Consider the following 26,690-nt stretch of genomic DNA (forward strand, 5'->3'; position numbering starts at 1 on the left):
GGCAGCGCCGCCGCTGCCGCCTCGGCGAGGCGGACGCTGCGACGCTTGCGCTTCGGACGCTCCTCCTCAGCCGCTATCGGCGTCGCCTCCCCACGCTGCGTGGGAACCTCCGGCTCGGCGGCCTGGGCGGCGGCCGAGCTGATCCGCTCGGCGGCCCTGGCGGTCGCGTCGGTCACGCCCGACGTGGCCCGGCGGCGCTTGCGCGGCGCGGGAAGCGTCGGCGACTCGACCGGCGCCGGAGCCTCCTCCTCGGCCGTGGGCGCGGTGAGCCCGGCGGCCTTGGCGGTCGCGTCGGTCACGCCCGACGTGGCCCGGCGGCGCTTGCGAGGCGCGATCGCCGGCGCGGTCGCGACCGACTCCAGCGGCGCGGCGGCCTTGGCGACGACGGCCGTCTCCTGGACGGCTGCCGGGGCCTCGACGGTTGCCGGGGTTTCGGCGACCTCGGTCACGGCCTTCTTGGTGGCGCGGGTGCGCTTGCGGGGGGCTGGCGTCTCCTCGACCGCGGGGGTCTCGGTGGCGGCGGGCGTCTCCGAGGGGACCTCGACGGTGGCCTTGGCGGCGCGGGTGCGGCGGCGCGGGGCCGGCGCCTCCTCGGTGACCGGGGCGATGGCCTCGGCGACCAGTGCCTCGGCGACGACTGCCTCGGCGGCCTCGACGACCTCGGCGGCGGCCTTCTTGGTGGCGCGGGTGCGCTTGCGCGGCGCGGGGGTCTCCTCGACGGGGGCCGTCTCCTGGACGGTTGCCGGGGCCTCGATGACGACCGGAGCCTCGGCGACCTCGGCCACGGCCTTCTTCGTCGCCCGCGTCCGCTTGCGCGGAGCCGGCGTCTCCTCGACCACGGCCGTCTCCTGGACGGCTGCCGGGGCCTCGACCGCGACCGGGGTCTCGGCGACCTCGACGGGCGCCTCGGCGGCGACCTTGGCCGTGCGCGTCCGGCGACGCCGCGGCTCCACCGGAGCCTCCTCCGTCACGACCGGTGCGGCCTCGACGACCGGCGCGGCCGCCTGGGCGACCTCGACCGCGGCAGTCTCGGCCGCGTCCACCTCGGTCTCCGCCGCGATCTCGGCTGCCTGGTCACCGCTGCGCGTGCGGCGGCGACGACGGCGCCCGGGCGCGTCGGCGTTCTCGGCGACCTCACCGGGTGCCGGCGCAGCGGTCGGGGCTGCCTGCGCCTCGACCGTCTCCGCGCTGGCCGTCGCGTCCGCGCCGCTGCGGGTGCGGCGACGCTTGCGGTCCCGCTCGCGACGCCCGGCCGGACGGTCGGCGTCACGCTCGACGTCGCGGTCACCGGTGCGGCCCTCGCCGCGGCCCGCGGGCTTGGTCGCGCCGCGGCGACGACCGCCGCCGGGCTCGCCCAGGTCCTCGATCTCCTCCGCGTCGAGACCGGCGCGGGTGCGCTCGGCACGCGGCAGGACACCCTTGGTCCCGGCCGGGATGTTCAGTTCCGCGTAGAGGTGCGGGGAGGACGAGTACGTCTCCTCCGGCTCGTTGAACTTGAGGTCCAGCGCCTTGTTGATCAGCTGCCAGCGCGGGATGTCGTCCCAGTCGACCAGCGTGACCGCGGTGCCCGACGCGCCCGCGCGGCCGGTGCGGCCGATGCGGTGCAGGTAGGTCTTCTCGTCCTCGGGGCACTGGTAGTTCATGACGTGCGTGACGCCCTCGACGTCGATGCCGCGCGCGGCGACGTCGGTGCAGACGAGGATGTCGACCTTGCCGTTTCGGAACGCGCGCAGCGCCTGCTCACGCGCGCCCTGGCCCAGGTCGCCGTGGACGGCGCCGGCCGCGAAGCCGCGCTTGGTCAGCTGCTCGGCGACGTCGGCGGTGGTCCGCTTGGTGCGGCAGAAGATCATCGCCAGGTTGCGGCCCTCGGCCTGCAGGATGCGGGCGACCATCTCGACCTTGTCGAGCGAGTGCGCGCGGTAGATGTGCTGGGAGATGTTCGCGACCGTCGCGCCTTGGTCGTCCGGCTGGGTGGCGCGGATGTGGGTCGGGCGGTTCATGTACCGGCGGGCGAGGCTGATGACGGCGCCCGGCATGGTCGCCGAGAACAGCATGGTCTGCCGCTGCGCCGGCAGCTGGTCGATGATCTTCTCGACGTCGGGCAGGAAGCCCAGGTCGAGCATCTCGTCGGCCTCGTCCAGCACGAGCACGCGCACGGCGGACAGGTCGAGCTTCTTCTGGCGCGCCAGGTCCAGCAGACGGCCCGGGGTGCCGACGATGACGTCGACGCCGCGCTCCAGCGCCTCGATCTGGGTCTCGTAGCCGCGACCGCCGTAGATCGAGAGAACCCGGACGTTACGGACCTTGCCGGCGACCAGCAGGTCGTTGGTGACCTGGGTGCACAGCTCGCGCGTCGGGACGACGACCAGCGCCTGCGGCGCGGTCGGCAGCTCGGCCGCGGTGAGGCGGCCGGCGTCCACGTCGGCGGCGACGCGGACGGAGTCGATGATGGGGAGTCCGAAGCCCAGGGTCTTGCCGGTGCCGGTCTTGGCCTGCCCGATGACGTCGTGGCCGGTCATGGCGACCGGGAGGGTCATCTCCTGGATCGGGAAGGGAGTGATGATGCCAACGGCCTCGAGGGCCTCTGCGGTCTCGGGAAGGATCCCGAGTTCACGGAACGTAGTCAGGGCTGTGCCTCTTCCGGATGTGGTGCGGCCGATCGCGGGGCGGCCGGGGTGCCCGTCATGGGACGGACACACTGACCGCAACCGGTTGCCTCGATGCGGCTCACGCGCCAGCGCGTCGTTTGACCGTCCGTGGACGTGTTCGTCCGGGACGCGTCCGCGGGGAGCGGACTCGACGGGGCGCAGCGAGCGTCACTTCATGGGAGGCCCGGCGCGGGACCGCGATGGCGCGGTCTGCGGCGGCCCTCGCTCGGCCACTGCGGGGTCGGTCGGAGCCGATCGTGCAACCGACCGGGCATCCGCGTGCGTGAGGCGCGGCGTTCAATCACGTCCATCCAGGTCGTGAAATACACCGGGCCTCGCTACCACCATACCGTCAAGTCGAAGATCGAACATGTGACGCGGACGACATCGGGCTCCTTCCTGCCCGGTTTCGTGCGTCAAGTGCCCTCCGAAGGCCACTAAGGTGCCGCGTATGCAGACCCCTGAGGCACCCAAGCAGGACGAGACGGACGAGCGGACGGCCGACGCCCCGGCCGAGGCGTATCCGTCGATCGGGGACTGGGCGCACTGCTCGGCCGACCCGCAGTACCGCGCGGCGGTGGTCGACCTGCTCGGCGCTCTCGCCTACGGCGAGCTGAGCGCGTTCGAGCGGCTGGCCGAGGACGCGAAGCTCGCCCCCAGCCTGGAGGACAAGGCGGCGCTGGCGGGCATGGCGGCGGCCGAGTTCGGCCACTACCGCGTCCTGAGCGAGCGCCTCGCCGGGATCGGCGAGAGCCCCGCCGAGGCGATGCAGCCCTTCGCCGAGGCACTGGAGTCCTTCCACCGCATGACGGCTCCGGCCGACTGGGAGGAGGGCCTGGTCAAGGCCTACGTCGGCGACTCCATCGCCGCGGACTTCTACCGCGAGGTCGCGGTCCGGCTCGACGACGACACCCGTGAGCTCGTGCTCGGCGTCATGGCGGACACCGGCCACGCGGAGTTCGCGGTCGGCAAGGTCCGCGAGGCGATCGCGGCCGACCCTCGCATCGGCGGACGCCTGGCCCTGTGGGGCCGGCGCCTGATGGGCGAGGCGCTGAGCCAGGCCCAGCGGGTCGTCGCCGAGCGCGACGCGCTGTCGAACCTCCTGATCGGCGGCACCGAGGTGCGCGGCTTCGACCTGGTCGAGGTCGGCAAGATGTTCAACCGAATCACCGAGGCCCACACCCGCCGCATGGCGGCCCTGGGCCTGGCCTCCTGACGCGCTGGCCCGCGGCCCGTCTGGGTCCGGATTCGTGCCTGCCGGGATTCGTGCCTGCTGATCGGGCACTGCGCCCGAGCCGGGGCGGCAAGCTGTCCTGAGCTGGACCCTCCGGCTGAGCGGGCTCTGGGCCTGAGATGGCGGCCCGCGGCCCAGCTGGGGCTGGACTCGGTGGCTGGCCGGGTGGTGAGGTGTCCTGCGCTGGTTCTACGGCTGAGCTGGGCCTCGGGCCTCAGGGCCGGTCGCTTGGCCTGAGGTGGCCTGGCGCCCGAGTCGGGCCTTCGCGCTGCGTCGCCGGCGGGGTGTCCTGCGCCGGGTTGCGCGGCTGACTTGGATGCTACGGACCCCGGCGGCTGTCCGCGGCAGGCGGCCCCGCGCCGTCGGCGTCGGGTTCGGCGGCCTGGCTTCCGTGAGCACGGTCCCGCGCCTGAGCCGGCCGGCTCTGCGCAGTGTGAGGCCCGCCGTTCGCGCTGCCCGCCCGTCCGGCGGGGTGTGGTCAGGCGTGGCGGGGATGGTGCGTTGACCGCTTGTCCGGGCGGGCCAGGAGGGAGACCATCGCGGCGGAGCCCAGGACCGCGCAGACCGTGGTCTCCACCGGGTGGCCGTCGCCGAAGGCGATGTGGGCCACCCCGCCCAGCAGCAGCGCGGAGCAGAGCCCCGTCAGCACAGTCACCAAGCGCGGCGCCGGGAACAGGTCTCCCAGCAACAGGACGGCACCCAGCCCTACGGCCAGTCCGGCGATCGCGAACGCGATCAGCTCGACGGTCATGGTCACGGCCTCCCGGCAGGTGTGGCGCGGGCTTCTCTGTGCGCTTCTTGTGGACGCGGTCGAGAAAGCCCTACCCACAACGAGGCCCGGACATACCAGGACACGCGGAACGCCCTGTTCCCCCCGGAGACCGGGGGGAACAGGGCGTTCACGGTGGTGCGCCCGCCTCACGGCGAGGCGGCCTCAGAGCGTTCCGAAACCGACCTTCTGGCGGGTCGGCTCACCGATCTCCACGTAGGCCAGGCGGTCGGCCGGGACCAGGATCTTGCGGCCGTGCTCGTCCGTCAGCTTCAGCAGCTTGCCGCCGTCCACCGCAGCGGCGACAGCGCTCTCGACCTCGTCGGCAGTCTGCGTGCTCTCGAGAACGATCTCCCGAGCCGCGTTCTGCACGCCGATCTTGACCTCCACGGCTTTCGTCCCTCCGGGCCCATCACAGGCGTTCGTCGTTCACACGCGGCCGACCGGCCACGTGCCGTACGGCCCCACCATACGGCTACGGAGCCGGTCAGCGGGGCCGGTCGAAGGAGGGGCGGTCAGTGCGCCGCGTCCCCGCCGTGCAGCGGGAAGCCCTTCAGGCCGCGCCACGACAGGCCGGAGACCATGCGCACGGCCTCGTCCTGCGGGATCGTCTCGCCCTGGGCCAGCCAGAAGCGCGCGGTGATCTGGCACAGCCCGCAGACGCCGACGGCGAGGAGCATGGACTCTTCCTCGGGGAGGTCGGTGTCCTCGGCGATCACCTTGCTGACCAGGGTGGCGGTGTCCCGGGTGACGCGCTCGACGCGCTCCCGGACCGCCTCCTCGTTGGTCAGGTCCGACTCGAAGACCAGGCGGAACGCGCCCGACTCCGAGGAGACGTAAGCGAAGTACGCCTCGGTGGTGGCCAGCACGCGGCTCTTGTTGTCAGTGGTCGACTCCAGCGCGGAGCGGATCGCGTCGACCAGGGACTCGCAGTGCTTGTCCAGCAGCGCGAGGTAGAGCTCCAGCTTGCCCGGGAAGTGCTGGTACAGCACCGGCTTGCTGACGCCGGCGCGCTCGGCGATGTCGTCCATCGCGGCGGCGTGGTAGCCCTGTGCGACGAAGACCTCCTGCGCGGCGCCCAGCAGCTGGTTGCGGCGGGCACTGCGCGGCAGGCGAGTGCCGCGCGGGCGCTCGGCCGTGTCCTGGATTGCCGTCACGGTGCTCCTCACTCAGCGTATGGTCGTGCCGACGCCGCCTGTCATCTCGGCGCCTGCGGCCATCCTACTTTCGGGTAATGCCTGGTACCGCAGGTCCGGACCCGAAAGTCCCGGCCCAGGCTTGTGAGGATTCCACAAGGATCCCGTCACCGGTACTCGTCTTCGTCGATTCGGACCTCGACCTTCTGTTCGGCTGTGTCCGCTTCGGGCGATTCCAGGGCGACATCCTCCTGGGTGAGGCTCTTCGGCTCCTCGTCTCCGTTCTCCTCGTCGGACTCGACCTCCGGCCGCTCGTCCCCCTCCACTTCGTCCAGGGAGTCGAGCGCGGCGTCGTTGACCTCGGACATGGTGGCCTCCCTGGGCGGGGTGGACGGTCTGGAACGTGGGGCCTGCTCGGTGAGGTCCGGGTGAGGATTCCGGTGCCGTCACGGCACCGCCCTCTTAGCATCGTCCCCATGAGTGGACTGCGCGAGACATTCGAAGCCGAGACCACCACGGGCGGCGACGCGCTGTACCAGGTGCAGGCGCCCGGCAGTCCGCTGTACGCCGAGGCCCAGCCGCCGCGCCGGCCCGGACTGCCGGCCGCCCTCTTCGTCCACGGCCTCGGCGGGTCCACGCGCAACTGGGAACCGCTGATGGCCGAACTCGCCGCGAGCGTCGACGGCCACGCCGTCGACCTGCCCGGGTTCGGCCAGTCCCCGCCGCCGGACGACGGCGACCTCTCCCTCGACGCGCACACGCGCGCAGTGATCGACCACCTCGAACGCAGCGGCCGCGGCCCCGTCCACCTCTTCGGCAACTCCCTCGGCGGCGCGGTCGCCACCCGCCTGGCCGCGACGCGGCCCGATCTGGTCCGCAGCCTCGTCCTCATCTCTCCGGCTCTCCCGGAGCTGCCGCCGCAGACCACCGCCTGGCCGACGGGCCTGCTCGCACTCCCCGGCGCGCCCGGTGTCATCCGCCGGGCGTCGCGCGGCGGATCGTTCGAGTCCCAGACCCAGGCCCTGCTGGAGCTCTGCTACGGCGACCCCGGCAGCATCCCGCCGGAGCGCCGCGCCGTGATGGTCGCCGAGTACCGCCGTCGGGCCCAGCTCCCGTACGCCCTCGACGTCCTCTCGCGCAGCGCCCGCGGCATCGTCCGCGCCTACACCCAACGCGGCGACCACTCGCTGTGGCGCCAGGCCGAGAGCGTCACCGCGCCGGCCCTCCTCGTCTACGGCCTGAAGGACAAGCTCGTCGGCTACCGCATGGCGCGCCGCGCCAGCCGGGCTTTCGCCGACTCCCGGCTCATGGTCCTGCCCCGCGCGGGCCATGTGGCGATGATGGAGTTCCCCGCTCTGGTCGCCGACCGGGTGCAGGACTTCCTGGCGGAGCTCGACAGCCGGGGGCGCTAGCCGGACCGGCCCGGGGCGAGCGGTCCGACGCGGCCGGTCCGACGCGGCCGGTCCGGGGCGGCCGGTCCGGGGCGAGCGGTCCGTGGCGTCCCGGTCCCAGGCGTCGCCGGACGCGAGGCTCGAAGGGGCGAGGCCGGACGGCGGCAACGCGCCGAGGTCAAGGGCCTGCACCCGGGTTCGCGGACCGTGCGACGGGGCGCCGGTCGCCCCGCGCGCTCGCGTGTCGGGGGCGTGGTTCGCGGGGCTTCACTCCTTCGGGTGGTAGGGCGCCGGATGGCCGACTGAGTGTCGGTCGTGGGACGTAGTTTCGTGCCGTCGGCCGAACACGCGTCCCCGCGTCGGGGTTAACCGCGGTCGGCCCGTGCTCGTCGGGGGTCCGCGGCCTGAGCGGCCGCTGCGCGGCTGTGTGCGCGTGGCCCTTCGCCGTTGTCGTCGTCATGTTCCGGACGGAGGTCCCATGCGCATCGCACTGGTCACCGAGAGTGTCTCCTCCGTTGCGTGGAGCGACCGACTGGTCGCCGCCCTGCCCGAGCACGAGTTCGTCCGCGTCTCCCCTTCCGCCGCCGACCGGCCGCGCTCCGCCCCGCCCGTCGGGGCGCGCAGACGCCGCGCCCTCACCGCCTACGGAGAGCTCGTCCGCTCGCTGGTGGAGCCCCGCGCGGCGGGCGGCTTCGCGGCGGCGCTCGGCTCCTTGACGGACGAGGCCCGCGGAGGCGGCCTGCCCGCCCTGCTGCGGTCGGGCGGAGCCCTGCGGACCTTGGAGAACGCCTGGTTCGGCTCGCCCGCGGCCGCCGTCGCGGCAGGCCCCGGGAACGCCGGCATCCCGCTCGTACAGGACGCCCTCGTCGCGGCTGATCTGCTGGAACGTGCGTTGCGGCCGCTCTCCCTGCCCTGGTACGGCGCGCGGGGGGAGCTGGCGGGCGCCGACGTCTGCCATGCCGTGGACGGTCCGTCGTCCGTGCTCGCGGGTCTCGTGGCCAAGCGCAGGCTGGGCCTGCCGCTGCTGCTCACCGAGCACAACCTGCACCTGCGCGAGCGCTACCGCGGCTACCGCGCCTCCCGCTACCGCTGGCCGGTGCGCTCGCTGCTGCTGGCCTTCCACCGCCGGCTCGCGCAGGAGGGGTACGCCCAAGCCGGCGTGATCACGCCGGGCAGCGCCTTCGACCAGCGCTGGCAGGAGTACTGCGGCGCGCCGCGGGAGCGCATCCGCGTCGTCTACGAGGCCACCCCGCTCGCGGATGAGCCGCCCGTCGGGGCGGAGCCGGAGCGGCCGACGCTGGCCTGGCTCGGGCCGATAGAGCCCTGCGGCGGGCTGGAGGCGATGATCAGGGCCTTCGCGCTGGTCCGCGACGAGATGCCGAACGCCCTGCTGCGGGTGCACGGCGAGACCACCGCCGGGGCCTCCGCGTACGAGGAGCACTGCCGGGCTCTCGCCGGCAGCCTCTTCGGCGGCCAGGCCCGTGCGGAGGGCGTGGTCTCCTTCGAGGGCCGCCCGTCGCGGCTGCGCTCGGTCTACGAGCACGCCACCGTCCTGGTGTTCTCGGGCAGCGCGGGGGTGCGCCCGCAACTGCTGGCGCAGGCCCAGCTCAGCGGGCGTCCGGTGGTGGCCGCCGACGCGGGCGCCGCGCGCGAGGTGCTGGGCCCGACGGGCCTGCTCGTTCCCGTCGGCGAGCCCGCCCCGCTCGCCGCCGCCTGCACGGCCCTGCTCGGAGACGAGGAGCGGCGGGAGCGTCTCGGTCACGCCGGGCGGCTGCGCGCCCAGGAGCTGTACGCGGTCGAGCCGGCCGTCGACGCCTTCCGCGCGCTCTATCTCGAGCTCGCGGCAGAGCTCCCCGCCCCTGAGCCCGAGCGAGCCGGCCAGCCCTTCGCACGTCCGGCGGAGTACTGGGTCGGGGCCTTCCCGAAGGGGGTGCCTGCACGATGACGCCTCGTCACGCCTCACGCGGCGGCCATACCCCGCGCCACGGCGGCGCGGCCGGACAGCGCGCCGGCGCACGGTCTGCTTCGGGCTCCGGTTCCGGCCTCGGCCGCCACGCCGGGCAGCCCCGACCCGCGCGGTCCGCGCCCCCGGGCCGCCCGCGCGCCGCCGATCCGGTGCAGGCCCTGATGGAACGCCACCAGGAGCTCTTCGCCGACGCGGTCGACCCACTGGACATCGCCGAGTCACTGGAGCGCTCCGGTATCGGCCCGCAGACCGCGGCGCGCTACCGGCACAGCGACGCCTTCTCGCTCGCCGAGGAGCTCCACGCCCGGGTGCCTCGACGAGCCGCCGCGCCCCTGCCCGTCGAGGGCGAGTGGCGGCGTCGCGGCGGCCCCGCCCTCACCGCAGGGGCCGCGCTGGCAGCGGTGGCCCTGCTCCTGTGGGGTCTGTCGGTGCTGAGCCTGCCGGTCCCTCCCGGGGCACAGGTGGTGGCGTTCGCGGGCGCGGCCGGGCTGACGCTGGGCCGCGGCCTGCCGCTGCCGGAGCGCGCCCTGTTCGCGCTGGGCCTCGGCGGCCTGCTTGCCCTCGCCCAGGGCGCCGGCCCACCCCAGCTCGCCCTGGCGGCCGATGCGGGCATCGCCGAGTGGTGTGCCCGCTGGTACCGCCATCTCGGCTCGGGCCACGTCCGCTCCCGCTCGTCCCGGGAGTTCCGAGCCCGTATGCGACCGGTTCTGCCGGGCGTCGTGCTGGTCCACCTGACCGGCCTGTCCGTGTTGACGGCGGCAGCGCTGGCGCTGCCCGGCGCAGCGGGCGGGTACGGCGCGGTGGCCCATGCGGGCACGGCAGCGCATGCCGCCTGGGCGAGCCGAGGGGCGGCCTGGGCCGTCCAGTGCGGAGCCGGTACCGCACTGCTGCTCGCACTGCTGTTGCGTCACGGTGACCGCACCCCGACGGGCCTCGCCGCCCTCGCCTCGGCCTGCGGCTGCGCCGCGCTTGCGCGGGTGTCACCGGTCCATCCCGACCTCACCACCTGGGCATGCGTGCTGACGGCGGGATCGTTCCTGCCCTTGGCATGGCTCGCCCTGCTGAGCCCGACCGCGCACCGCCCCGCCACCGCCATCCCCCTCGCCGTCGCCGTCGCTGGGGGCAGTGACGGCGACGGGGAGCCGGGCCCATAGCCCCGCGAGGGGGCCCGGTCCCGGCCTCACGCCTGCGGCTATCGGATCGGGCGGAGGCCGCGACGGCCCGGCCACCGGGCACCGGCCACCGGCCACCTGGCACTCCGCGCTCACGGGGGCGCGGAGCGCCCGGCCGGGCCGAGGCTCCTGGCCCTGGGCAGCCCGGTCCGGCTCTGCCGGACGCTCTCCGGTCGACCGCTTGAGGGCTCGCCTGAGGGCTGGGCTGAGGGCACGGCGCCCGCGCGCCTCCGACGCCGGTGGGCGTGAGGAGGCGCCGGGGTCGCGCCGCTTCCGGGCACCGGGGCGCCGCCGGGCAGGGGCGGAGACCAACCATCCGAGCAACGACCGCACTACGTCGACCGCACTACGTACGGAAGGACCCACCTGATGAGGGTGCTGCTGCTGGGCGCCGACGGCTTCATCGGCCGTCGCGTCGCCGATCGTCTCTTCGCCGACCCGGAGCTCCAGGTCACGGTGCTCGGCCGGCGCGACTCGGCGGACATCCGCTTCGATCTCGCCGCCGGCAGCCCCGGCGCTCTGGCGCGGTTCCTCGACGCCGTCATGCCGCGGGTGGTGGTCAACTGTGCGGGCGCCACCTATGGCAGCCCTCGCGACCTGGTGCGGGCCAACACCCAGGCCGTCGCCACCGTCTGCGAGGCGATCCGGCGCAGCCACGATCCGGCGCGCCTCGTCCACGTCGGCTCCGCCGCCGAGTACGGGCCCGTTCCCATCGGGACGGCCACGGCCGAGACCGCCGAGCCGCGCCCGCTCGGTCCCTACGGGGTCACCAAGCTGGCGGGGACGGAGCTCGCGCTCTCCTCTGGCCTCGACGCGGTCGTGCTGCGCATCTTCGACGTGGTGGGCCCGGGCGTTCCGGCCGGATCACTGTTCGGGCGGCTCTCGGAGGGGCTGCGGCGCGCGCTGGAGCGAGGCGAGTCCCACGTCCGTACCGCCGATCTGTCCGCATTCCGAGACTTCGTCGACGTGCGGGACGTGGCGCGTGCGGTCCAGTCCGCCGCTGTCTCGGCCGCGACGGGGGTGATCAACATCGGCGGGGGAGCAGGGGTGCGCATGCGCGACGCGGCGGGGCTGCTGGTGCGGGCGTCGGGCTTCGAGGGGCGGCTCATGGAGGAGTCGCGGGGGCCGATCTCGGGCGCCGACGCCGCTGACCGCCCGATGGAGGTGCTGTGGCGTCAGGCGGACATCCGCACCGCCCGTGAGCGCCTGGGCTGGCGTCCCCGTGTGCCGCTGGAGGAGTCCCTGGCCGACATCTGGATGGAGACGGCCTGCCGCGTCTGAGGCGCACTGCGCGCCTTGACGCCGGGCGTCGTCCGTCGACCTGAGGACACGATGACGTCCCGCCTCGCCGTCGTCTCATCAGATGTCTCGCACATTGGACCAGGGGCGTCGGAATAGGCGTGCGCGTGGCACTGTTGGCCAGGGAAACACATCGCCTGACCACCACCGGAGTCCCCCGTGTCGCTGCCACCCCTGGTCGAGCCCGCCGCCGAGCTCACCGTGGACGAGGTCCGCAGGTACTCCCGCCACCTGATCATCCCGGATGTCGGGATGGACGGGCAGAAGCGGTTGAAGAACAGCAAGGTGCTCTGTGTGGGCGCCGGTGGCCTGGGCTCGCCCGCGCTGATGTACCTCGCCGCGGCCGGCGTCGGCACCCTCGGCATCGTCGAGTTCGACACCGTGGACGAGTCGAACCTGCAGCGCCAGATCATCCACGGCCAGTCCGACGTGGGCCGCTCCAAGGCGGAGTCCGCGCGGGACTCGGTCAAGGAGATCAACCCCTATGTGAACGTGATCCTCCACGAGGAGCGCCTCGACGTCGACAACGTCAAGGAGATCTTCGCCGAGTACGACCTGATCGTGGACGGCACGGACAACTTCGCGACCCGCTACCTGGTCAACGACGCGGCCGTGCTGTTGGGCAAGCCGTACGTGTGGGGCTCCATCTACCGCTTCGACGGTCAGGCCTCGGTCTTCTGGGCCGAACACGGCCCCTGCTACCGCTGCCTGTACCCGGAGGCCCCGCCGCCGGGCATGGTCCCCTCCTGCGCCGAGGGCGGCGTGCTCGGCGTGCTGTGCGCGTCCATCGGCTCGATCCAGGTCAACGAGGCCATCAAGCTGCTGGCCGGCATCGGTGAGCCGCTGGTGGGTCGTCTGATGATCTACGACGCGCTGGAGATGACGTACCGCCAGGTCAAGGTCCGCAAGGACCCGAACTGCGCGCTCTGCGGCGAGAATCCGACGGTCACCGACCTGATCGACTACGAGGCCTTCTGCGGTGCGGTCTCCGAGGAGGCCCAGGTGGCCGCCGCGGGCAACACCATCACGCCGAAGCAGCTCAAGGAGTGGCAGGACACCGACGAGGACATCTTCCTCATCGACGTCCGCGAGCCGGCCGAGTACGAGATCGTCAGCATCCCTGGCGCCACGTTGATCCCGAAGAACGAGTTCCTGCTCGGCAACGCCCTGGAGAAGATGCCGCAGGACAAGAAGATCGTTCTGCACTGCAAGACCGGCGTCCGCTCCGCCGAGGTCCTCGCCGTCCTCCACGCGGCCGGCTTCGCCGACGCGGTCCACGTCGGCGGCGGCGTCATCGGCTGGGTCAACCAGATCGAGCCGGAGAAGCCCGTCTACTGAGCATCCGGTCTCCCGACCAGCGAACCGATCGCCGATCACTCCCCTGACCTGCGGGGGAGTGATCGGCGTTTGTCATTGGCCGCAGTGTGGCAGTACTCCCAGCCCGCACGTCGCTGGGGATCGGATCAGCGGCAGAACGACGAGCTCCCCGATATCGATATCGCCGAACGCGTAGACATCGATCATCGACTTGCAGTCGGCTAGCCAGGGCGCGTGCCCGGTCGAGCTTCGGGGGCTCCTTTGCGTTCGCGCTCAGAGCGCGCCGCGGCGCTGCAGGTAGCTGAAGCATCCCCAGCCGGGGAGGACCGGGAGCCAGAAGGTCAGCAGGCGGAACATCAGCACCGCCGGCCCCGCGATGGTGGCCGGCACCCCGGCGGCGGAGCTCAGCAGCAGGATCAGCGCGGCGTCGATCGTGCCGATGCCGCCGGGGACCGGGACCGCGGATCCGGCCGCGTTGCCGGCCAGGTAGACCACGGCGATGGCGGCGAAGCCCGCCGTGCCGCCGAAGGCGAGCACGCAGGTGTAGAGGCAGGCGATGAACGCGATCGACACCAGGATAATGCCGCCGAAGCCGGTGGCCAGTTTGGACGGGGTGCGCAGCAGGTCCAGCATGCGCGGGATCACGCCGATGAAGAGGGTCCGCAGCTGCTGGAAGACCCAGCGTCGCAGCGGCGGGATCGCCGTGACGATCAGCACCACGACAGCCGCCACCAGCAGCACCGTGATCACCGTGCGCGCCGAGGGCACGTCCGAGCTGTTGGCTGTGCCGGCGATGAAGCCGAAGCCGAGCAGCAGCAGGATGTGCATGCCCAGGCCGACCAGCTGCGAGGCGCCGACGCTGGCGACGGCCTGGCCCGACCGCACGCCGCAGCGCTGGAGGAAGCGCGCGTTCAGCGCGACGCCGCCGACGGCCGCCGGGGCGACCAGCTTCACGAAGGAGCCCGCCACCTGGGCCGCGAAGGTCCGCCAGAACGGCAGTTGCTCGGGCACGAAGCCCGCGAGGCTCATGGCCGCGCCGACGTAGCTGGCGATCGAGGCGCCCACCGCGATCATGATCCAGCCCCACTGCGCGTGGGCCAGCTTGGTGAGCGGGTTGTTGGTGAGCTGGCCCACCAGCAGGTACGCCGCGAAGGCGCCCGCGACAAGGCTGATCAGGGTCTTCGGCTTGAGCCGCTCCAGCTTGGCGGGCTCGACCGGGGCCTGCGGCACCAGGGCGAGGATCTGCTCGCGGATGAGCGAGAGCAGGTCCGTCGGGTCCGGGTGGGCCTCCAGCGCGTCCTCGACCTTGGTCCCGCCGGCGATCTTCGCATCCCGCTCCGCCTGGACCGCGGCCTTGGCCTGACGGTGGTACGCCTTCAGGTCCTGGCGGGTGGACCGGCTGAGCCCCACCGGTTGCAGCATCGGCAGCGCCGCGGCGGTGCGGGAGGTGCCCAGCACCTCCGTGGCGGAGCCGACCGCGCGCTCGGGGCCGACTCGCAGCGCGATCGTGGTCAGCAACTGGGCGACGTCCATGCGCAGCGCCAGGTCACCGGCGGCGATGTCGCCGCCGGCCAGGTTGACCAGGCAGGTGCCGCCGTCCTCGGTGACCAGCAGCGCCCTGGAGGTGAGCTGTCGGTGTGCGATCCGGCGGTCGTGCAGGATGCGGACGGAGGTCCAGGCCTCGGCGAGGATCTTGTCGGTGATCTCCTCGTCGGCCACGTCGGCGAAGGCGCGCCCCTCGATCCGTTCGTAGACGAGGATCACTGCGTCCGGGCCCAGCTCGGAGGTGGCGATCAGGTGCGGCGAGCGAGCCCCGGCCGCGTTGGCGGCGTAGGCGATCAGGGCCTCCTGCTCCAGCGCCTGCCTGAGCGACTGCGGGCTGGAACGGGTGGCCACCGCGCGCAGCCGCAGCCGCCGCCAGAGGCGGTAGAAGAAGCCGGAGGCCTGCTGCTCACGGTCGATGACGTGGACGTCGAGCGGCGGCCCGACCTGCTGGACCACGAGGTAGCGGCGGGTGCCCTCCGGGCCGTCGGGGGAGCGGTGCGCGGTGATCGGGTCGAACCCGACCTTGCGCAGACCGGCCAGCAGGTGTTCGCCGGTCGGCCGCACGTTGGGGCTGCCGACGGCGTAGAGGGTGCCGTAGGCGACGGTCAGGCCGAGCAGGATGGTGATCGCGATCGACAGCGGGGTGGTGTTCCCGCCCACCAGCTCGGAGAGGCTGTCGAGCAGCACGACCAGCCAGAGCGCGACGCGCCAGCGGGGTCGGCTCGACATGCCGACCGCGGTCATGTACGCGATGACGGGTGTCAGATAGCCGTGTACCGGATCCGAGGCGGTGCCGTTGTGGGTGACCACCAGCGCGCCGTAGACGGGCGCCGGAGCGGCCTTGAGGACCCAGAGGTCCACCCCGAGCGAGATGCCGTGGGCCAGCACGGCGGCGAGCACGCCGTCGGCGACCCGTAGCCCGTCGCGTTTGATCAGCCGCTCCACGGCGAAGGCGACCGGCACGATCAGCACGGCGGCGGTGGAGAAGAAGCTGGTCAGCGTGACGAGGAAGCTGGGCAGCCGGTTGGCGCCGGAGTTGATGTCGACGGTCAGGCCGCTCGTCGTCGACTGGGCGATGCTGGCCAGCACCAGAACAGCGGCGATACCGAGCAGGCCGAGCAGGAAGCGCAGCAGGTCGGAGGGCCGGTGCGCCCGGGCGGGCAGCAGCGGCTCGTTCACGGCGACGCTCACGTCGTCCGGCCCGGGGCCGTCGAACCCCTCGCCGTTGCTGTCGGTTCCTTCGCCGTTGCTGTCGGTGTCGGCGGCGCTGTCGGTGGCGTCGGCCCCCTGGGCGTCGTCGGCTGCGGGGGCGCGAGTGTCGTTGTCGGCGTTGCCGTCGCTGTTGGCCTGGGCGACCGAGCCGGAGGAACGCTTCACCAGATCGACGGGCGGGGTCTTCCGCTCCGTCCGCTCCGCCGCGCTATCCCGATCCGCCGCGTGATCCCGCTCCGGCTCCGGCACGGACCCACTTGCGGATCCGTTCGCGGAGCCGTCCGCTGACGGGTCCACGGGGTCGGATGCGGGCATGCGTCGGGGCGCGTCGGCAGAATCCGCCGCGCTCGTGGCCCTCGGTCCGGTCATCGCTCCCCGTGTGCCTTCTGTCCGTCCGCCTGCCGTCGTCCCTTCATCAGGGCCCCTTCAGGTCATTCAAGGGTGGCATGGTCGGATCGAGCGCGCGGCGGTGAGGTGTCCCCGTGCCGACCCTCGGCGGATGCTACATTCCCCCGGCTGGGTGAGCGAGGATGTTCCCCGCCGCCATCCCCCCAGGGTGTCGTGCTTCCGCACGCATTGTCGTAGGCGTGCGACACAATGCCGGATGTGAACGAAGGGGCGGCAGAGTCGGAGCTTACGCCGTACGTAGAGCGCGTTCTCGACGTGACGGAGGGCATTCCGGCCGGACGGGTGATGACCTACGGCGACGTCGCCGAGTACCTCGGCGAGGGCGGTCCGCGGCAGGTCGGACGGGTGATGGCGCTCTACGGCGGGGCCGTGCCGTGGTGGCGGGTGATCCGTGCGGACGGGCGGCTGCTCCCGGGCCACGAGCTGCGTGCTCTGGAGCAGTACCGGGTCGAGGGCACCCCGCTGCGCGAGGTGGCGGGGCAGCACATGCCCCGCGTCGACCTGCGCCGCGCCCGCTGGGACGGGCGTTCGTGCTGAGCCGTTCGCGCTGAGCCGGTGGCTGTGAGGCGTGGCGTATCCCACGGATCCGGCGATTCGGGAGACAACGACGGGGCTGTCGGGGCAGGATCGTAGGCTCGCTCCCGGACGGAGTGCCTGAGGCGCACCCCGTCCCCGTGTGCCGCCTCGCTTGCTTCGTTCCTGGATCCGCCCATGACCACCTCCCTCCCCGCCGGCGCGTACCGTCTGGTGCGTGAGCCGGTCGCGCCTGCGGTGCCGCCTGCGCTGGACGAGTACCAGCAGGCCGTGGTGGACCACCGGGGCGGGCCGTTGCTGGTGCTGGCCGGTCCCGGCACGGGCAAGACCACGACGCTGGTGGAGGCCGTCGCCGCCCGGATCGCACAGGGTGTTCCGGCGGAGGAGATCCTGGTGCTCACCTTCAGCCGCAAGGCCGCGGTGGAGCTGCGCGACCGGATCACCGCCCGGGTGAACGGCTCCGGCGGCGCGGCCAGCGTGAGTAGCGTGGGCGGGAGCGCGGCCGTGCCGCAGGCCACGACCTTCCACTCTTTCTGCTACGCGCTGCTCCGCGCCCACCAGGAGCCGGACCTCTACGCCGAGCCGCTCCGCCTGCTCTCCGGCCCCGAGCAGGATGTCCTGGTCCGCGAGCTGCTGACGGGCGGCGCGGAGGACGCGCGCGCGGGCGTGCCCGGCGGCCCGGGGTGGCCCACGGAGCTGCGGGCCGCCCTCACCACGCGCGGCTTCGCGGACGAGGTCCGCGCCGTGCTGGCGCGCGCCCGCGAGCTGGGCCTGGGCGAGACGGAGCTGGCCCGCTTCGCCGCGCGCGTGGGGCGCCCCGACTGGCAGGCGGCGGCCCGCTTCCTCGCGGAGTACCTGGACGTGCTCGACGGCCAGGACCTGCTCGACTACGCCGAGCTGGTGCACCGCGCGGTGCTGCTCGCCGAGCGTCCGGAGGTCGGCGAGCAGCTGCGCCGGACCTTCAAGGTCGTCTTCGTCGACGAGTACCAGGACACCGACCCGTCCCAGGTGCGGCTGCTGCGCGCGCTGGCGGGCGGAGGGCGGGAGCTGATCGCGGTCGGCGACCCGGACCAGTCGATCTACGCCTTCCGGGGCGCGGACGTCAACGGCATCCTCGACTTCCCGCACGACTTCCCGCAGGCGGACGGCCGTCCCGCGCCGGTTCGGGTGCTGCGCGTCTCGCGTCGGGCCGGGCGCCGGCTGCTGGCGTCCAGCCGGGTGCTCGCCGAGCGGCTCCCCGCCGGACGCCTCCCGGCCACGGCGCTGGCGGCGCACCGGGGCCTCGTCCCGGCCCGCGAGGGGGGCTCCGTCGAGGTGCTCACCTTCCCCACCCCCGGCGCCGAGCTCGACAACATCGCCGACCTGCTCCGTCGGGCGCACCTGGAGCAGCAGGTTCCCTGGGCGGACATGGCTGTCCTGGTCCGTGCCGGATCCCGGTCGCTCCCGGGCCTCCGTCGCGTGCTGACCTCCGCCGGCGTCCCGGTCGAGCTCGACGGCGACGACCTCCCCCTCCACGCCGAACCCGCCGTCGCGCCCCTTCTCACCGCCCTGCGCATCTGCGCCCTCTCGGCTGCCCGCTCCCGCCGCCTCATGGCGCAGCGCGGGCACGATCACCCCATCCCCTCCCAGCCCTGCCCCCAGGACGACGTCGCTGACCGAGGCCCCGAGACGTCGGCCGCCCCCGCTCCCGATGCCCACGCCGACGCCGACGCCATCGCGGGGGACCCGGCCGTCGTCGAAGGCTCCCTGCACGTCGGTGACCTGCGCTTCCGCTCCGCCGTCCTCGACGCCGAGGAGCCGCTGACGGTCGAGGTCGCCGAGCAGCTGCTGACCGGGCCGCTCGGCGGGCTGGACGGCGCGGATCTGCGACAGCTCGGGCGGGCGCTCCGGGAGGAGGAGCGCGGCGCCCTGCGTGAGGTGCCTGCGGAGGTGCGGCGCGCCGTTCGTCCCGCCGGAGAGCTGATCAGGGAGGCGCTCGCGGAGCCCGAGCGGCTGGTGCTGCTCGCCGGGCCCGCCGCCCGCCGTGCGCGCGAGCTGGGACTGTTGCTGCGCAAGGTGCGGGACCTGCTCCTCGGCGGCGCGACCGCCGAGGACACGCTGTGGGTGCTGTGGGAGGCGAGCGGTTCCTGGCGGGAGCGACTGGAGCGCGCCGCCCTGCGCGGCGGCGCCGCCGGGCGCAACGCGGACCGGGACCTCGACGCGCTGTGCGCGCTGTTCGAGACGGCGGCCCGCGCCGAGCTGCGGGCGGGCGGCCCGCGCGGCGCGCTGAACTTCCTCTCCGAGGTCGAGCAGCAGGACATCGCCGCCGACACCCTCTCCGGCCGGGCGGTGCGCCCGGACGCCGTCCGGCTGATGACCGCGCACCGTTCCAAGGGCCTGGAGTGGCGGCTGGTCGTCGTCGCCGGGGTGCAGGAGGGCCTCTGGCCCGACCTGCGCCGTCGCGGCTCGCTGCTGGAGGCGGACCGGATCGGCGTGGACGGGATCGCCGAGCCGATGCCGCAGAGCGCGCTCCTCTCCGAGGAGCGCCGTCTCTTCTACGTCGCCGCCACCCGGGCCAAGGAGCGGCTGGTCGTCACTGCTGTCCAGGCGGCCGCCGAGGACGGCGACGAGCCGTCCCGCTTCCTGCGCGAGCTGTACCGCGAGCGTCCGGACGGCACGCGTGTCCCGGACGTCCGGGTCGAGGACGTGACGCACCGGCCGCACCGCGCCCTCTCCGTCGCCGCGCTGGTCGCCGAACTGCGCGCGACCAGCGTCGACCCGGCCGCCTCACCGCAGCTGCGCGAGGCGGCCGCCGAGCGGCTCGCCCGGCTGGCCGCGCTGGTGGACGAGGACGGCCTGCCGCTCGTGCCCGCGGCGAACCCGCACCGCTGGTGGGGGATGGCCGACCTGACGGAGAACGAGGTGCCCGTGCGCGACCCCGCGCAGCCGGTGGAGCTGTCCGGCAGCGCGCTGGAGTCGGTGAACGCCTGCGCGCTGCAGTGGTTCCTCGGGCGCGAGGTCAGGGCGCAGGAGGTGTCGAGCGGCGCGCAGGGCTTCGGCAACGTCGTGCACGTCCTCGCCGAGGAGGTCGGCGCGGGGCGCACCCCGGCGGATCTGGACGTGCTGATGGCCCGTCTGGACCGGGTCTGGGACGCGCTCGCCTTCGACGCGCCGTGGAAGTCCGAGCAGGAGAAGGGCGAGGCGCGCGCCGCGTTGGAGCGGTTCCTGGCCTGGCACAGCACCGAACGAGGACGCCTTCCCGTCGCCACCGAGCAGCCGTTCGACGTGGAGCTCAAAGCCGGCCCGTACGCGGTGCGGATCCGCGGCACCATGGACCGCGTCGAGCGCGAGGAGGCGACCGGCGCCGCCTATGTCGTCGACTTCAAGACCGGGCGCAACGTCCCCAGCAAGGCCCAGGTCGAGCAGCATCCGCAGCTCGGCGTCTACCAGCTCGCGGTGCGCGAGGGCGCGGTGGACGACGTCTTCGACGGATCCCGCCCCGAGCCGGGCGGCGCCGAGCTGGTGCAGTTGCGCCAGCCCGAGTCGAAGGTCGTCGCGGACGCGCCCAAGGTGCAGCACCAGCCGGGCCTGGCGGAGAACCCGGCCGGCCCGCAGTGGATCGAGGGCCTGCTGGCGGAGGCGGCCGACCGGGTGCTGCGCGAGCGGTTCGTCCCCACGACGGGCGACCAGTGCGGCCACTGCTCCTTTCATGCCAGCTGTTCGGCCCGTCCTGAAGGGCGTCAGGTGGTGGAGTAGCGGGCGCAGACAGGGGGACCGAAAGGCTGTGCCGGGGCTGTGCGACCATGTGCGCCCAGCTCTCGAACACCAAGGAACCAAGCGCAAGTGAACAAGACTCACCGCATATGGGGCACTTCGGTCGTCAGCCTCCTCCTTGCGGTCGGCGCGACCGCCTGCGCCGCCGCTGCACCCTCGGCCGCCTCGGGCTCCGCTCAGGCTTCGGCCTCCGCGTCCGCCGCGGCTCCGGCCGACGCCGTGGCGGGCCACACGGATCCGCTCGCAGGTCAGACGCCCGGTCAGATCCTCGCCAAGGTCAAGACCGACATGCTCGGTCTCACCTCGGTCCACTCCACGGCCCAGCTGCACGACTCGGGCAAGAACCTCGGCTGGGACTTCTACGAGGTTCCGGGCAAGGCCTGCCGCGGCACGCTCTCGTCGGCGTCCGAGGGCAGCTTCGGCATGATCGTGAAGGGGGACAAGGCCTGGCTCAGGCTGGACGCTTCCATGCTCAAGCAGGTCGGCGGCAGCAGCGCGGTCGCGATGTTCAAGGACAAGTACATCGTGACCTCCTCCACGTCCGGCCAGTTCTCCTCGCTCACCGAGATGTGCGACCTGACCAAGACGATGTCGCAGTACATGGACGACGCGACCGGTGTCACGCGTGGCGGGACCACCACCGCGGACGGTGCTCCGGCCGTGAAGCTGACCGCCCCCGACGGGTCGGTGATCCTCATCTCCGACACCGCCACGCCCTACCTCGTCTCGATCACCAAGACGGGCAGCTCCGCGGGCGCCATCCGCTTCGACGGGTTCAACCAGCCGCTGGACATCACGCCGCCGCCCGCCTCGCAGGTCGCCTCGTTCCCCGGCATGTGAGCCCGGGCTCAGGGCAGGCGTCCGCAGAGCCGAAGCGGCGCTGTCGGACGCCCGCGCTACCGTGTCACCCATGCCCGGCCGCCTGACCAGTCCCGAGGAGCTCAAGGAGCTTCTCGGGATTCCGTTCACCGAGGAGCAGCTGCGCGCGATCACCGCGCCGCTCGCCCCCGCTGTGATCGTCGCGGGCGCGGGGTCGGGCAAGACGACGGTGATGGCCGCGCGCGTGGTGTGGCTGGTCGGCACCGGGCAGGTCCGGCCCGAGCAGGTGCTCGGCCTGACGTTCACCAACAAGGCCGCCGCTGAGCTGTCCGAGCGCGTCCGCAAGGCGCTGCTACGCGCCGGTGTCGGCGCGGACGCCGAACCGGTCCCGGTCGGCGGCGGTGCGGTCGGCAGTGGCGCGGGTGCGGTGGCCGACGGGGACGGCGGTCTCGGCGAGCCGGAGATCTCCACCTACCACGCCTTCGCCGGTCGGCTGCTGAAGGACCACGGGCTGCGCATCGGCCTGGAGCCCGACGTCCGGCTCCTCGCCGACGCCACCCGCTTCCAGCTCGCCGCCCGGGTGCTGCGCCAGGCGCCGGGGCCCTATCCAGCGCTGAAGGACGGCGTCTCGTCCCTCATCGCCAAGCTGGTCAAACTCGACGGCGAGCTGGCCGAGCACCTCGTCGCCCCTGAGGCCCTGGCCGCGTACGACACCGCGCTGCTGGCCTCCCTGAACGGCGTCAAGCTCAGCAACGAGGCGCTGCGGGCAGTCCCGGTCGCGGCCGAGGCGCGCCGCGAGCTGACCGAGCTCGTGGTCCGGTACCGCGCCCGCAAGCGCGAGGCCCAGCTGATGGACTTCGGCGACCAGATCGCCGCCTGCGCCCGGCTCGCCCAGACCCGGCCCGAGGTCGGTGCGCTGCTCCGCGAGCAGTTCGCCGTCGTGCTGCTGGACGAGTACCAGGACACCTCCGTGGCACAGCGCCTGATGCTGGCCGGTCTGTTCGGGGACGGCACCGGCCACCCCGTCACCGCCGTCGGCGACCCCTGCCAGGCGATCTACGGCTGGCGCGGCGCCTCCGTGGCCAACCTGGACGAGTTCCCGCACCACTTCCGCAACGCGGACACCCCGCGCGGTCCGGAGGGGCTGCGCGCTGCGGACGCCGGGCGCGACCAGGAGGCCGTGCGCGGTGCGCAGGCCGAAGAGGGCGTGGGGGCCGAGCAGGACACGGGCGGCCGCGCTCCGGCGGGACGCACCGAGGGCCCGCCCGCCGCGCGCTACTCGCTCAGCGAGAACCGCCGTTCCGGCGGACGGCTGCTGGCCTTCGCCAACGACCTCGCCGCACCGTTGCGCGCCATGCACGAGGGCGTCGCCGCGCTGCGCCCCGCGCCGGGGGAGGAGCTGGCCGGCGGGCTGCGGTGCGCGCTGCTGGAGACCCACGAGGCGGAGGTGGCCTGGGTCGCCGACAGCATCGCCCATCTGGTGCGCACCGGGACGCCGCCGGGCCGGATCGCGGTGCTGTGCCGCGCGGGGCGTGAGCTCTTTCCCGACGTGCACGCCGCCCTGGTGGCCCGAGACGTGCCGGTCGAGGTCGTGGGCCTGTCCGGGCTGCTGCACCTGCCCGAGATCGCCGACCTGGTCGCCACCTGCGAGGTGCTGCAGGACCCGACGGCCAACGCGGCGCTGGTCCGGCTGCTGACGGGTCCGCGCTGGCGGATCGGTCCGCGCGACCTCGCCCTGCTGGGCCGCCGCGCCAGGGATCTGGTGCGCGTCGCGGCGGGTGACGACGGACGGCAGGACAAGTTGGAGCAGGCCGTCGCCGAGGCCGACCCGACGGAGATCGTCTCGCTGGCCGACGCGCTGGAGTCCTTCCTCTACCCGGGCCAGGCGGGCGAGTCGGAGCTGCCCTTCTCCGCCGAGGCGGCGGCCAGGTTCCAGCGGCTGGCGGCCGAGATCCGCGAGCTGCGGCGCGCGCTGGCCGAGCCGCTGATGGACGTGCTCCACCGGGTGCTGACGGTGACGGGCCTGGAGGTGGAGCTCGCGGCCTCCCCGCGTGCCCTCGCCGCACGCCGTCGCGAGACCCTCTCCGCGTTCCTCGACGTCGCGGCCGGCTTCGCCGACCTGGACGGCGACCCGTCCCTCGGCGCCTTCCTCGGCTTCCTGCGCACCGCCCAGGAGTACGACCGCGGCCTCGACAACAACCTGCCGAGCGGCGAGGACACCGTCAAGGTGCTCACCGCCCACAAGTCCAAGGGCCTGGAGTGGGACGTCGTCTTCGTTCCCGGTCTGGTCAAGGGGGCGTTCCCGAGCGGGACGGGGCGCGAGCGGTGGACCTCGCGTGCTGAGGTGCTTCCGCACGCCCTGCGCGGCGACGCGCCGGCGCTGCCCGCCGATCCGGCCTGGACCTCGGCGGGGCTCAAGGCTTTCGAGGCGGCGATGAAGGAGCACGCCGCGACGGAGGAGCTGCGCCTCGGCTATGTCGCCTTCACCAGGCCACGGGCTCGGCTCCACGCCTCCGGCCACTGGTGGGGGCCCACACAGAAGCGGCCGCGCGGTCCCTCGACGTTCCTGACGGCCCTGCGCGAGTTCGGCGAGCAGCGCCCGGGAGCGGGAGCCGGAGTCGAGATCGAGCACTGGGCCGAGCCGCCCGCCGAGGGCGAGCAGAACCCGGCGCTGGACGAGACGGTCGAGCACCTCTGGCCGCTGCCGCTGGACGCGGCGGCCCAGTCCGCGCGCCGGGCCGCGGGCGCGCGCGTGCTGGCCGGGCCGCGCGGGGAGGCGTCCCCGCCGCCGGAGACCGGGGAGGAACGGCGGCTCGTCGCGTCCTGGGACCGCGATCTGGAACTGCTCTCCGCCGAACTGCTGCGGGCCCGGTCGCGGGTGCGCGACGTGCCGCTGCCCACCTCCCTTTCCGCCTCCCAACTGCTGCGCGTGGCCGCCGATCCGGACGGCTTCGCCCGCGAACTGGCCCGGCCGATGCCCCGCCCGCCGCAGCCCGCGGCCCGGCGCGGCACCCGCTTCCACGCCTGGGTCGAGTCGCGCTTGGCCGTCGAGCCGCTGCTGCTTCTGGGCGAGGACGAACTGCCGGGCCTGGACGACGTCGGGATCGAGGACGAGCGTGACCTGGCGCGGCTGAAAGAGGCGTTCCTTCGTACCGAGTACGCCGGGCGCGCGCCGTACCGGATCGAGGAGCCGTTCCAGATGGTGCTCGGCGGCCGGGTGATCCGTGGCCGGATCGATGCCGTCTACCGCACGGAGACGGGCTTCGAGGTCGTCGACTGGAAGACCAACCACCGCGAGACCGCCGACCCGCTGCAGCTCGCCCTCTACCGGCTGGCCTGGGCCGAGCGCGAGGGGGTCGCACCACACCGCGTGACTGCGGCGTTTCTGTATGTTCGTAGCGGAACAGTGGTGAGGCCCGAAGGGCTCCCGGACCGCGCCGGGCTGGAGGCGCTGCTGGACTCCGTTACTCCGAATGGGGATCGCGTCCAGGGAGCCGCGACCGGGGCTTCGTGAAAGGGCTGTGCAGCCTGTCCAATTCGCGCCTAATGTGGGGACGTTAACCAGTCAACTTCGATCCAACGTTGAACTTTTTCTGGCCGCGGTTGGGGCCGCGGCCGGACGCCCTCGGGCCGACCAGGCTCTCGGGCCGCCGGTTCGCTCACCCGCCCACGCTCAAGCACCCTCGTTGCACCTTGTTGCACAGTGCCCGCAGGAGAGACGACGTTGACTGCCGCCGGTAGGTTCCGCCAGCTCAGCCGCAGGGGCCGCTGGGTGCTGCTGCTGCCCTTCCTCGGCGTTGCCCTGGTGTTCGTGCTGGACCGGGCGAGCAACAACCCCGACGTCACCTTCGAGCCCGCGCTGTCGGCGGGCCCGGCGCTCGCCGCCGTCGTCAGCAGCAACGTCTGGTTCCCGCTCCTGGTGGGCGGGGTCGCCATCGGCGAGGCCTTCGTCATCGCCGCGGAGGACCGGACGATGGCCGCCTCCGTCCACACCGCGAGCGTCCTCGCGATCGTGCTGATCAGCGCGATCGGCGCGGCCAGCGTCATGCTGCGCAACCGGCAGGAGCGCGCGCTGGCCGACGCCCGCCTGGTCTCCGAGGTCGCCCAGCGCATTCTGCTGCGCTCCATCCCCGAGCGGATCGGCCCGGTCCGGGCCGCCGTCCACTACGCGGCTGCCGCCGCCCACGCCCGCATCGGCGGCGACCTCTACGAGGTGGTGCAGACCCGGTACGGCGTCCGGGCCGTCATCGGCGACGTCCGCGGCAAGGGGCTCGCGGCGGTCGAGACCGCCGCGGCGATCCTCGGCGCGTTCCGCGAGGCCGCCCACCAGGAACAGGCGCTGGACAAGGTCGCCGCCTGGCTCGCGGACAGCCTCGGCCGGGCCCTGCACGAGAACGGCGCCGAGCACGAGGGCAGCGACGAGGAGTTCGTCACCCTGGTCCTGGTCGGCGTCGGCGCCGACGCGGTCGTGGAGATCGTCAACTGCGGCCACCCGGCACCGCTGCTGCTGCGCCGGGGCACCCCGGTCCGTTTCCTCGACCCGCCGTCCAACGTGCCGCCGCTGGGCGTGCTGGAGCCGGAGGACGTCCACCCGCCGATCCTGCGTCTGCCGCTGCACGAGGACGACCGGCTGCTCCTGTACACCGACGGCGTCATCGAGGCCCGCAACAGCTGGGGCGTCTTCTACCCGCTCGCCGAGCGCGTCCCCGACTGTGCGACGGCGGACACCCCCGCTCTCGTCCTGGAGCGGATCCACGAGGACGTCCGCCGCCACGTCGGCCACCAGCTCGGCGACGACGCGGCGATGCTGCTCCTGCAGTACGCCCCGCTCCCCACGACGGGCGCGGTCGCACCCAACCGCTCCGTGGTCCACCCCCGCGTCTCCACCACCCAGGCCGACCAGCTCCCGCTTCTGGACCGCAGGGACTCGCGCGAGTAGCGCGAGTAGCGGGGGCAGGCGGCTGCCGGCAGCTTCTGCTCGCGGCCACGGCCGTTCGGCGGCAGGACGTCAACCGCGCAGCGAAAGCTCCACGAGCAGCGGCCGGTGGTCGGACACCCCGGTCCTCGGCGTCTCGACGCGCTGCACGGCGGTCCGCGGGACGCCGACCGTCAGCACGTGGTCGAACTGCACGGCGGGCCGGTGCGCGGGGTAGGTGGGGGTGCGCGCCAGATCGCGCCAGCCCTGCAGCTGGCCGCGGGGCGATGCGGCCCGGCGCGGTCGGCGGGGCCTCGGCCGCAGCGGCAGGCGGCCGCGGTCCACCACCGCGGCCCCGCCCAGCACCGTGCGCGGGACCGGGCCGATCAGGTTGAAGTCCCCGAGCAGCAGGTAAGGCGGCGGCAGGTCCGCGATCCACCGGCGCACGCCCGCGAGCTGGCCCATGTTCCAGCCCGGCACGAAGGACAGGTGCGCGGCGACCACCGTGAACGGACCGGCGGGCCCGTCCAGCACGGCGGCGAGCGCCGCGCGCGGCTCGTCAGGGACTGGGG

At 73.6% G+C, this 26,690-nt stretch carries 18 protein-coding genes; 11 read left to right on the forward strand and 7 right to left on the reverse strand.

Annotated features, from left to right (window positions below; translation table 11 throughout):
• A partial coding sequence (locus TR48_RS44245) for a DEAD/DEAH box helicase (RefSeq protein WP_063770930.1) occupies window positions 1–2,537 on the reverse strand: 2,537 nt, incomplete at its 3' end.
• A gap of 562 nt (window positions 2,538–3,099) precedes the next feature.
• Between TR48_RS44245 and TR48_RS07240 the strand changes: the two genes are divergently transcribed.
• Window positions 3,100–3,864, forward strand: coding sequence for a ferritin-like fold-containing protein (locus TR48_RS07240; RefSeq protein ID WP_042365085.1), 765 nt, complete (start codon window positions 3,100–3,102; stop codon window positions 3,862–3,864).
• A gap of 496 nt (window positions 3,865–4,360) precedes the next feature.
• Here the strand turns inward: TR48_RS07240 and TR48_RS07245 are convergent, their stop codons facing one another.
• The 4 genes from TR48_RS07245 to TR48_RS07260 all read right to left on the reverse strand — a co-directional run bounded on the left by TR48_RS07245 (window position 4,361) and on the right by TR48_RS07260 (window position 6,155).
• Window positions 4,361–4,633, reverse strand: coding sequence for a hypothetical protein (locus TR48_RS07245; RefSeq protein WP_052442460.1), 273 nt, complete (start codon window positions 4,631–4,633; stop codon window positions 4,361–4,363).
• 183 nt (window positions 4,634–4,816) lie between these two features.
• On the reverse strand, window positions 4,817–5,041 hold the full coding sequence (locus tag TR48_RS07250) for a DUF3107 domain-containing protein (RefSeq protein WP_042365086.1): 225 nt from the start codon (window positions 5,039–5,041) through the stop codon (window positions 4,817–4,819).
• A gap of 125 nt (window positions 5,042–5,166) precedes the next feature.
• On the reverse strand, window positions 5,167–5,808 hold the full coding sequence (locus TR48_RS07255) for a TetR/AcrR family transcriptional regulator (protein ID WP_042365087.1): 642 nt from the start codon (window positions 5,806–5,808) through the stop codon (window positions 5,167–5,169).
• A gap of 146 nt (window positions 5,809–5,954) precedes the next feature.
• A complete protein-coding gene (locus TR48_RS07260) occupies window positions 5,955–6,155 on the reverse strand; it encodes a hypothetical protein (protein ID WP_042365088.1) in 201 nt (66 codons plus the stop codon).
• Between the two features lie 108 nt (window positions 6,156–6,263).
• Here TR48_RS07260 and TR48_RS07265 point away from each other — a divergent pair, with 108 nt between their 5' ends.
• The 5 genes from TR48_RS07265 (at window position 6,264) to moeZ (ending at window position 12,953) form a co-directional block, all read left to right on the forward strand.
• On the forward strand, window positions 6,264–7,199 hold the full coding sequence (locus tag TR48_RS07265; protein WP_042365089.1) for an alpha/beta fold hydrolase: 936 nt from the start codon (window positions 6,264–6,266) through the stop codon (window positions 7,197–7,199).
• A 457-nt stretch (window positions 7,200–7,656) separates the two neighbouring features.
• The gene (locus TR48_RS07270) at window positions 7,657–9,123 is read left to right on the forward strand and encodes a DUF3492 domain-containing protein (protein WP_052442461.1); all 1,467 of its coding nucleotides are present in this window, start codon (window positions 7,657–7,659) and stop codon (window positions 9,121–9,123) included.
• Between the two features lie 182 nt (window positions 9,124–9,305).
• Window positions 9,306–10,298: a hypothetical protein gene (locus TR48_RS41690; RefSeq protein WP_152627836.1), complete on the forward strand. Its 993-nt coding sequence runs from the start codon at window positions 9,306–9,308 to the stop codon at window positions 10,296–10,298.
• Between the two features lie 387 nt (window positions 10,299–10,685).
• Window positions 10,686–11,597: an NAD-dependent epimerase/dehydratase family protein gene (locus TR48_RS07280; protein WP_042365090.1), complete on the forward strand. Its 912-nt coding sequence runs from the start codon at window positions 10,686–10,688 to the stop codon at window positions 11,595–11,597.
• A 177-nt stretch (window positions 11,598–11,774) separates the two neighbouring features.
• On the forward strand, window positions 11,775–12,953 hold the full coding sequence (gene moeZ / locus TR48_RS07285) for an adenylyltransferase/sulfurtransferase MoeZ (RefSeq protein WP_042365091.1): 1,179 nt from the start codon (window positions 11,775–11,777) through the stop codon (window positions 12,951–12,953).
• Between the two features lie 252 nt (window positions 12,954–13,205).
• Here moeZ and TR48_RS07290 read toward each other — a convergent pair whose 3' ends face one another.
• Window positions 13,206–15,854: a lysylphosphatidylglycerol synthase transmembrane domain-containing protein gene (locus TR48_RS07290; RefSeq protein WP_236652048.1), complete on the reverse strand. Its 2,649-nt coding sequence runs from the start codon at window positions 15,852–15,854 to the stop codon at window positions 13,206–13,208.
• Window positions 15,855–16,286: 432 nt separating this feature from the next.
• Here TR48_RS07290 and TR48_RS07295 point away from each other — a divergent pair, with 432 nt between their 5' ends.
• From TR48_RS07295 to TR48_RS07315, 5 genes are all read left to right on the forward strand, one after another.
• Complete coding sequence (locus TR48_RS07295) at window positions 16,287–16,634, forward strand: MGMT family protein (RefSeq protein ID WP_042365092.1); 348 nt, start codon at window positions 16,287–16,289, stop codon at window positions 16,632–16,634.
• A gap of 174 nt (window positions 16,635–16,808) precedes the next feature.
• Window positions 16,809–20,366, forward strand: coding sequence for an ATP-dependent helicase (locus TR48_RS07300; protein ID WP_042365093.1), 3,558 nt, complete (start codon window positions 16,809–16,811; stop codon window positions 20,364–20,366).
• 87 nt (window positions 20,367–20,453) lie between these two features.
• Window positions 20,454–21,224, forward strand: a complete 771-nt coding sequence (locus tag TR48_RS07305) for a hypothetical protein (RefSeq protein WP_042365094.1) — start codon at window positions 20,454–20,456, stop codon at window positions 21,222–21,224.
• Window positions 21,225–21,294: 70 nt separating this feature from the next.
• Window positions 21,295–24,717 carry an ATP-dependent helicase gene (locus TR48_RS07310; RefSeq protein ID WP_042365095.1) on the forward strand — a complete coding sequence of 1,141 codons (3,423 nt, stop codon included), beginning with the start codon at window positions 21,295–21,297 and terminating at the stop codon, window positions 24,715–24,717.
• Window positions 24,718–24,927: 210 nt separating this feature from the next.
• Window positions 24,928–26,142, forward strand: a complete 1,215-nt coding sequence (locus tag TR48_RS07315; protein WP_152627837.1) for a PP2C family protein-serine/threonine phosphatase — start codon at window positions 24,928–24,930, stop codon at window positions 26,140–26,142.
• A gap of 69 nt (window positions 26,143–26,211) precedes the next feature.
• On the opposite strand, the gene TR48_RS07320 is transcribed toward TR48_RS07315, so the two are convergent.
• Window positions 26,212–26,690: endonuclease/exonuclease/phosphatase family protein (locus TR48_RS07320; RefSeq protein ID WP_369405560.1), on the reverse strand; the 479-nt coding region annotated here is incomplete at its 5' end.

The sequence above is a fragment of the Streptacidiphilus neutrinimicus genome (assembly GCF_000787815.1).
GTDB classification, from domain to species: domain Bacteria; phylum Actinomycetota; class Actinomycetes; order Streptomycetales; family Streptomycetaceae; genus Streptacidiphilus; species Streptacidiphilus neutrinimicus.

Coding starts and splice junctions, on each gene's coding strand:
- TR48_RS07240 (WP_042365085.1), top strand. CDS start 3,100: ATGCAGACCCCTGAGGCACCCAAGCAGGACGAGACGGACGAGCGGACG.
- TR48_RS07245 (WP_052442460.1), bottom strand. CDS start 4,633: ATGACCGTCGAGCTGATCGCGTTCGCGATCGCCGGACTGGCCGTAGGG.
- TR48_RS07260 (WP_042365088.1), bottom strand. CDS start 6,155: ATGTCCGAGGTCAACGACGCCGCGCTCGACTCCCTGGACGAAGTGGAG.
- TR48_RS07265 (WP_042365089.1), top strand. CDS start 6,264: ATGAGTGGACTGCGCGAGACATTCGAAGCCGAGACCACCACGGGCGGC.
- TR48_RS07270 (WP_052442461.1), top strand. CDS start 7,657: ATGCGCATCGCACTGGTCACCGAGAGTGTCTCCTCCGTTGCGTGGAGC.
- TR48_RS41690 (WP_152627836.1), top strand. CDS start 9,306: ATGGAACGCCACCAGGAGCTCTTCGCCGACGCGGTCGACCCACTGGAC.
- TR48_RS07280 (WP_042365090.1), top strand. CDS start 10,686: ATGAGGGTGCTGCTGCTGGGCGCCGACGGCTTCATCGGCCGTCGCGTC.
- TR48_RS07295 (WP_042365092.1), top strand. CDS start 16,287: ATGCCGGATGTGAACGAAGGGGCGGCAGAGTCGGAGCTTACGCCGTAC.
- TR48_RS07300 (WP_042365093.1), top strand. CDS start 16,809: ATGACCACCTCCCTCCCCGCCGGCGCGTACCGTCTGGTGCGTGAGCCG.
- TR48_RS07310 (WP_042365095.1), top strand. CDS start 21,295: ATGCCCGGCCGCCTGACCAGTCCCGAGGAGCTCAAGGAGCTTCTCGGG.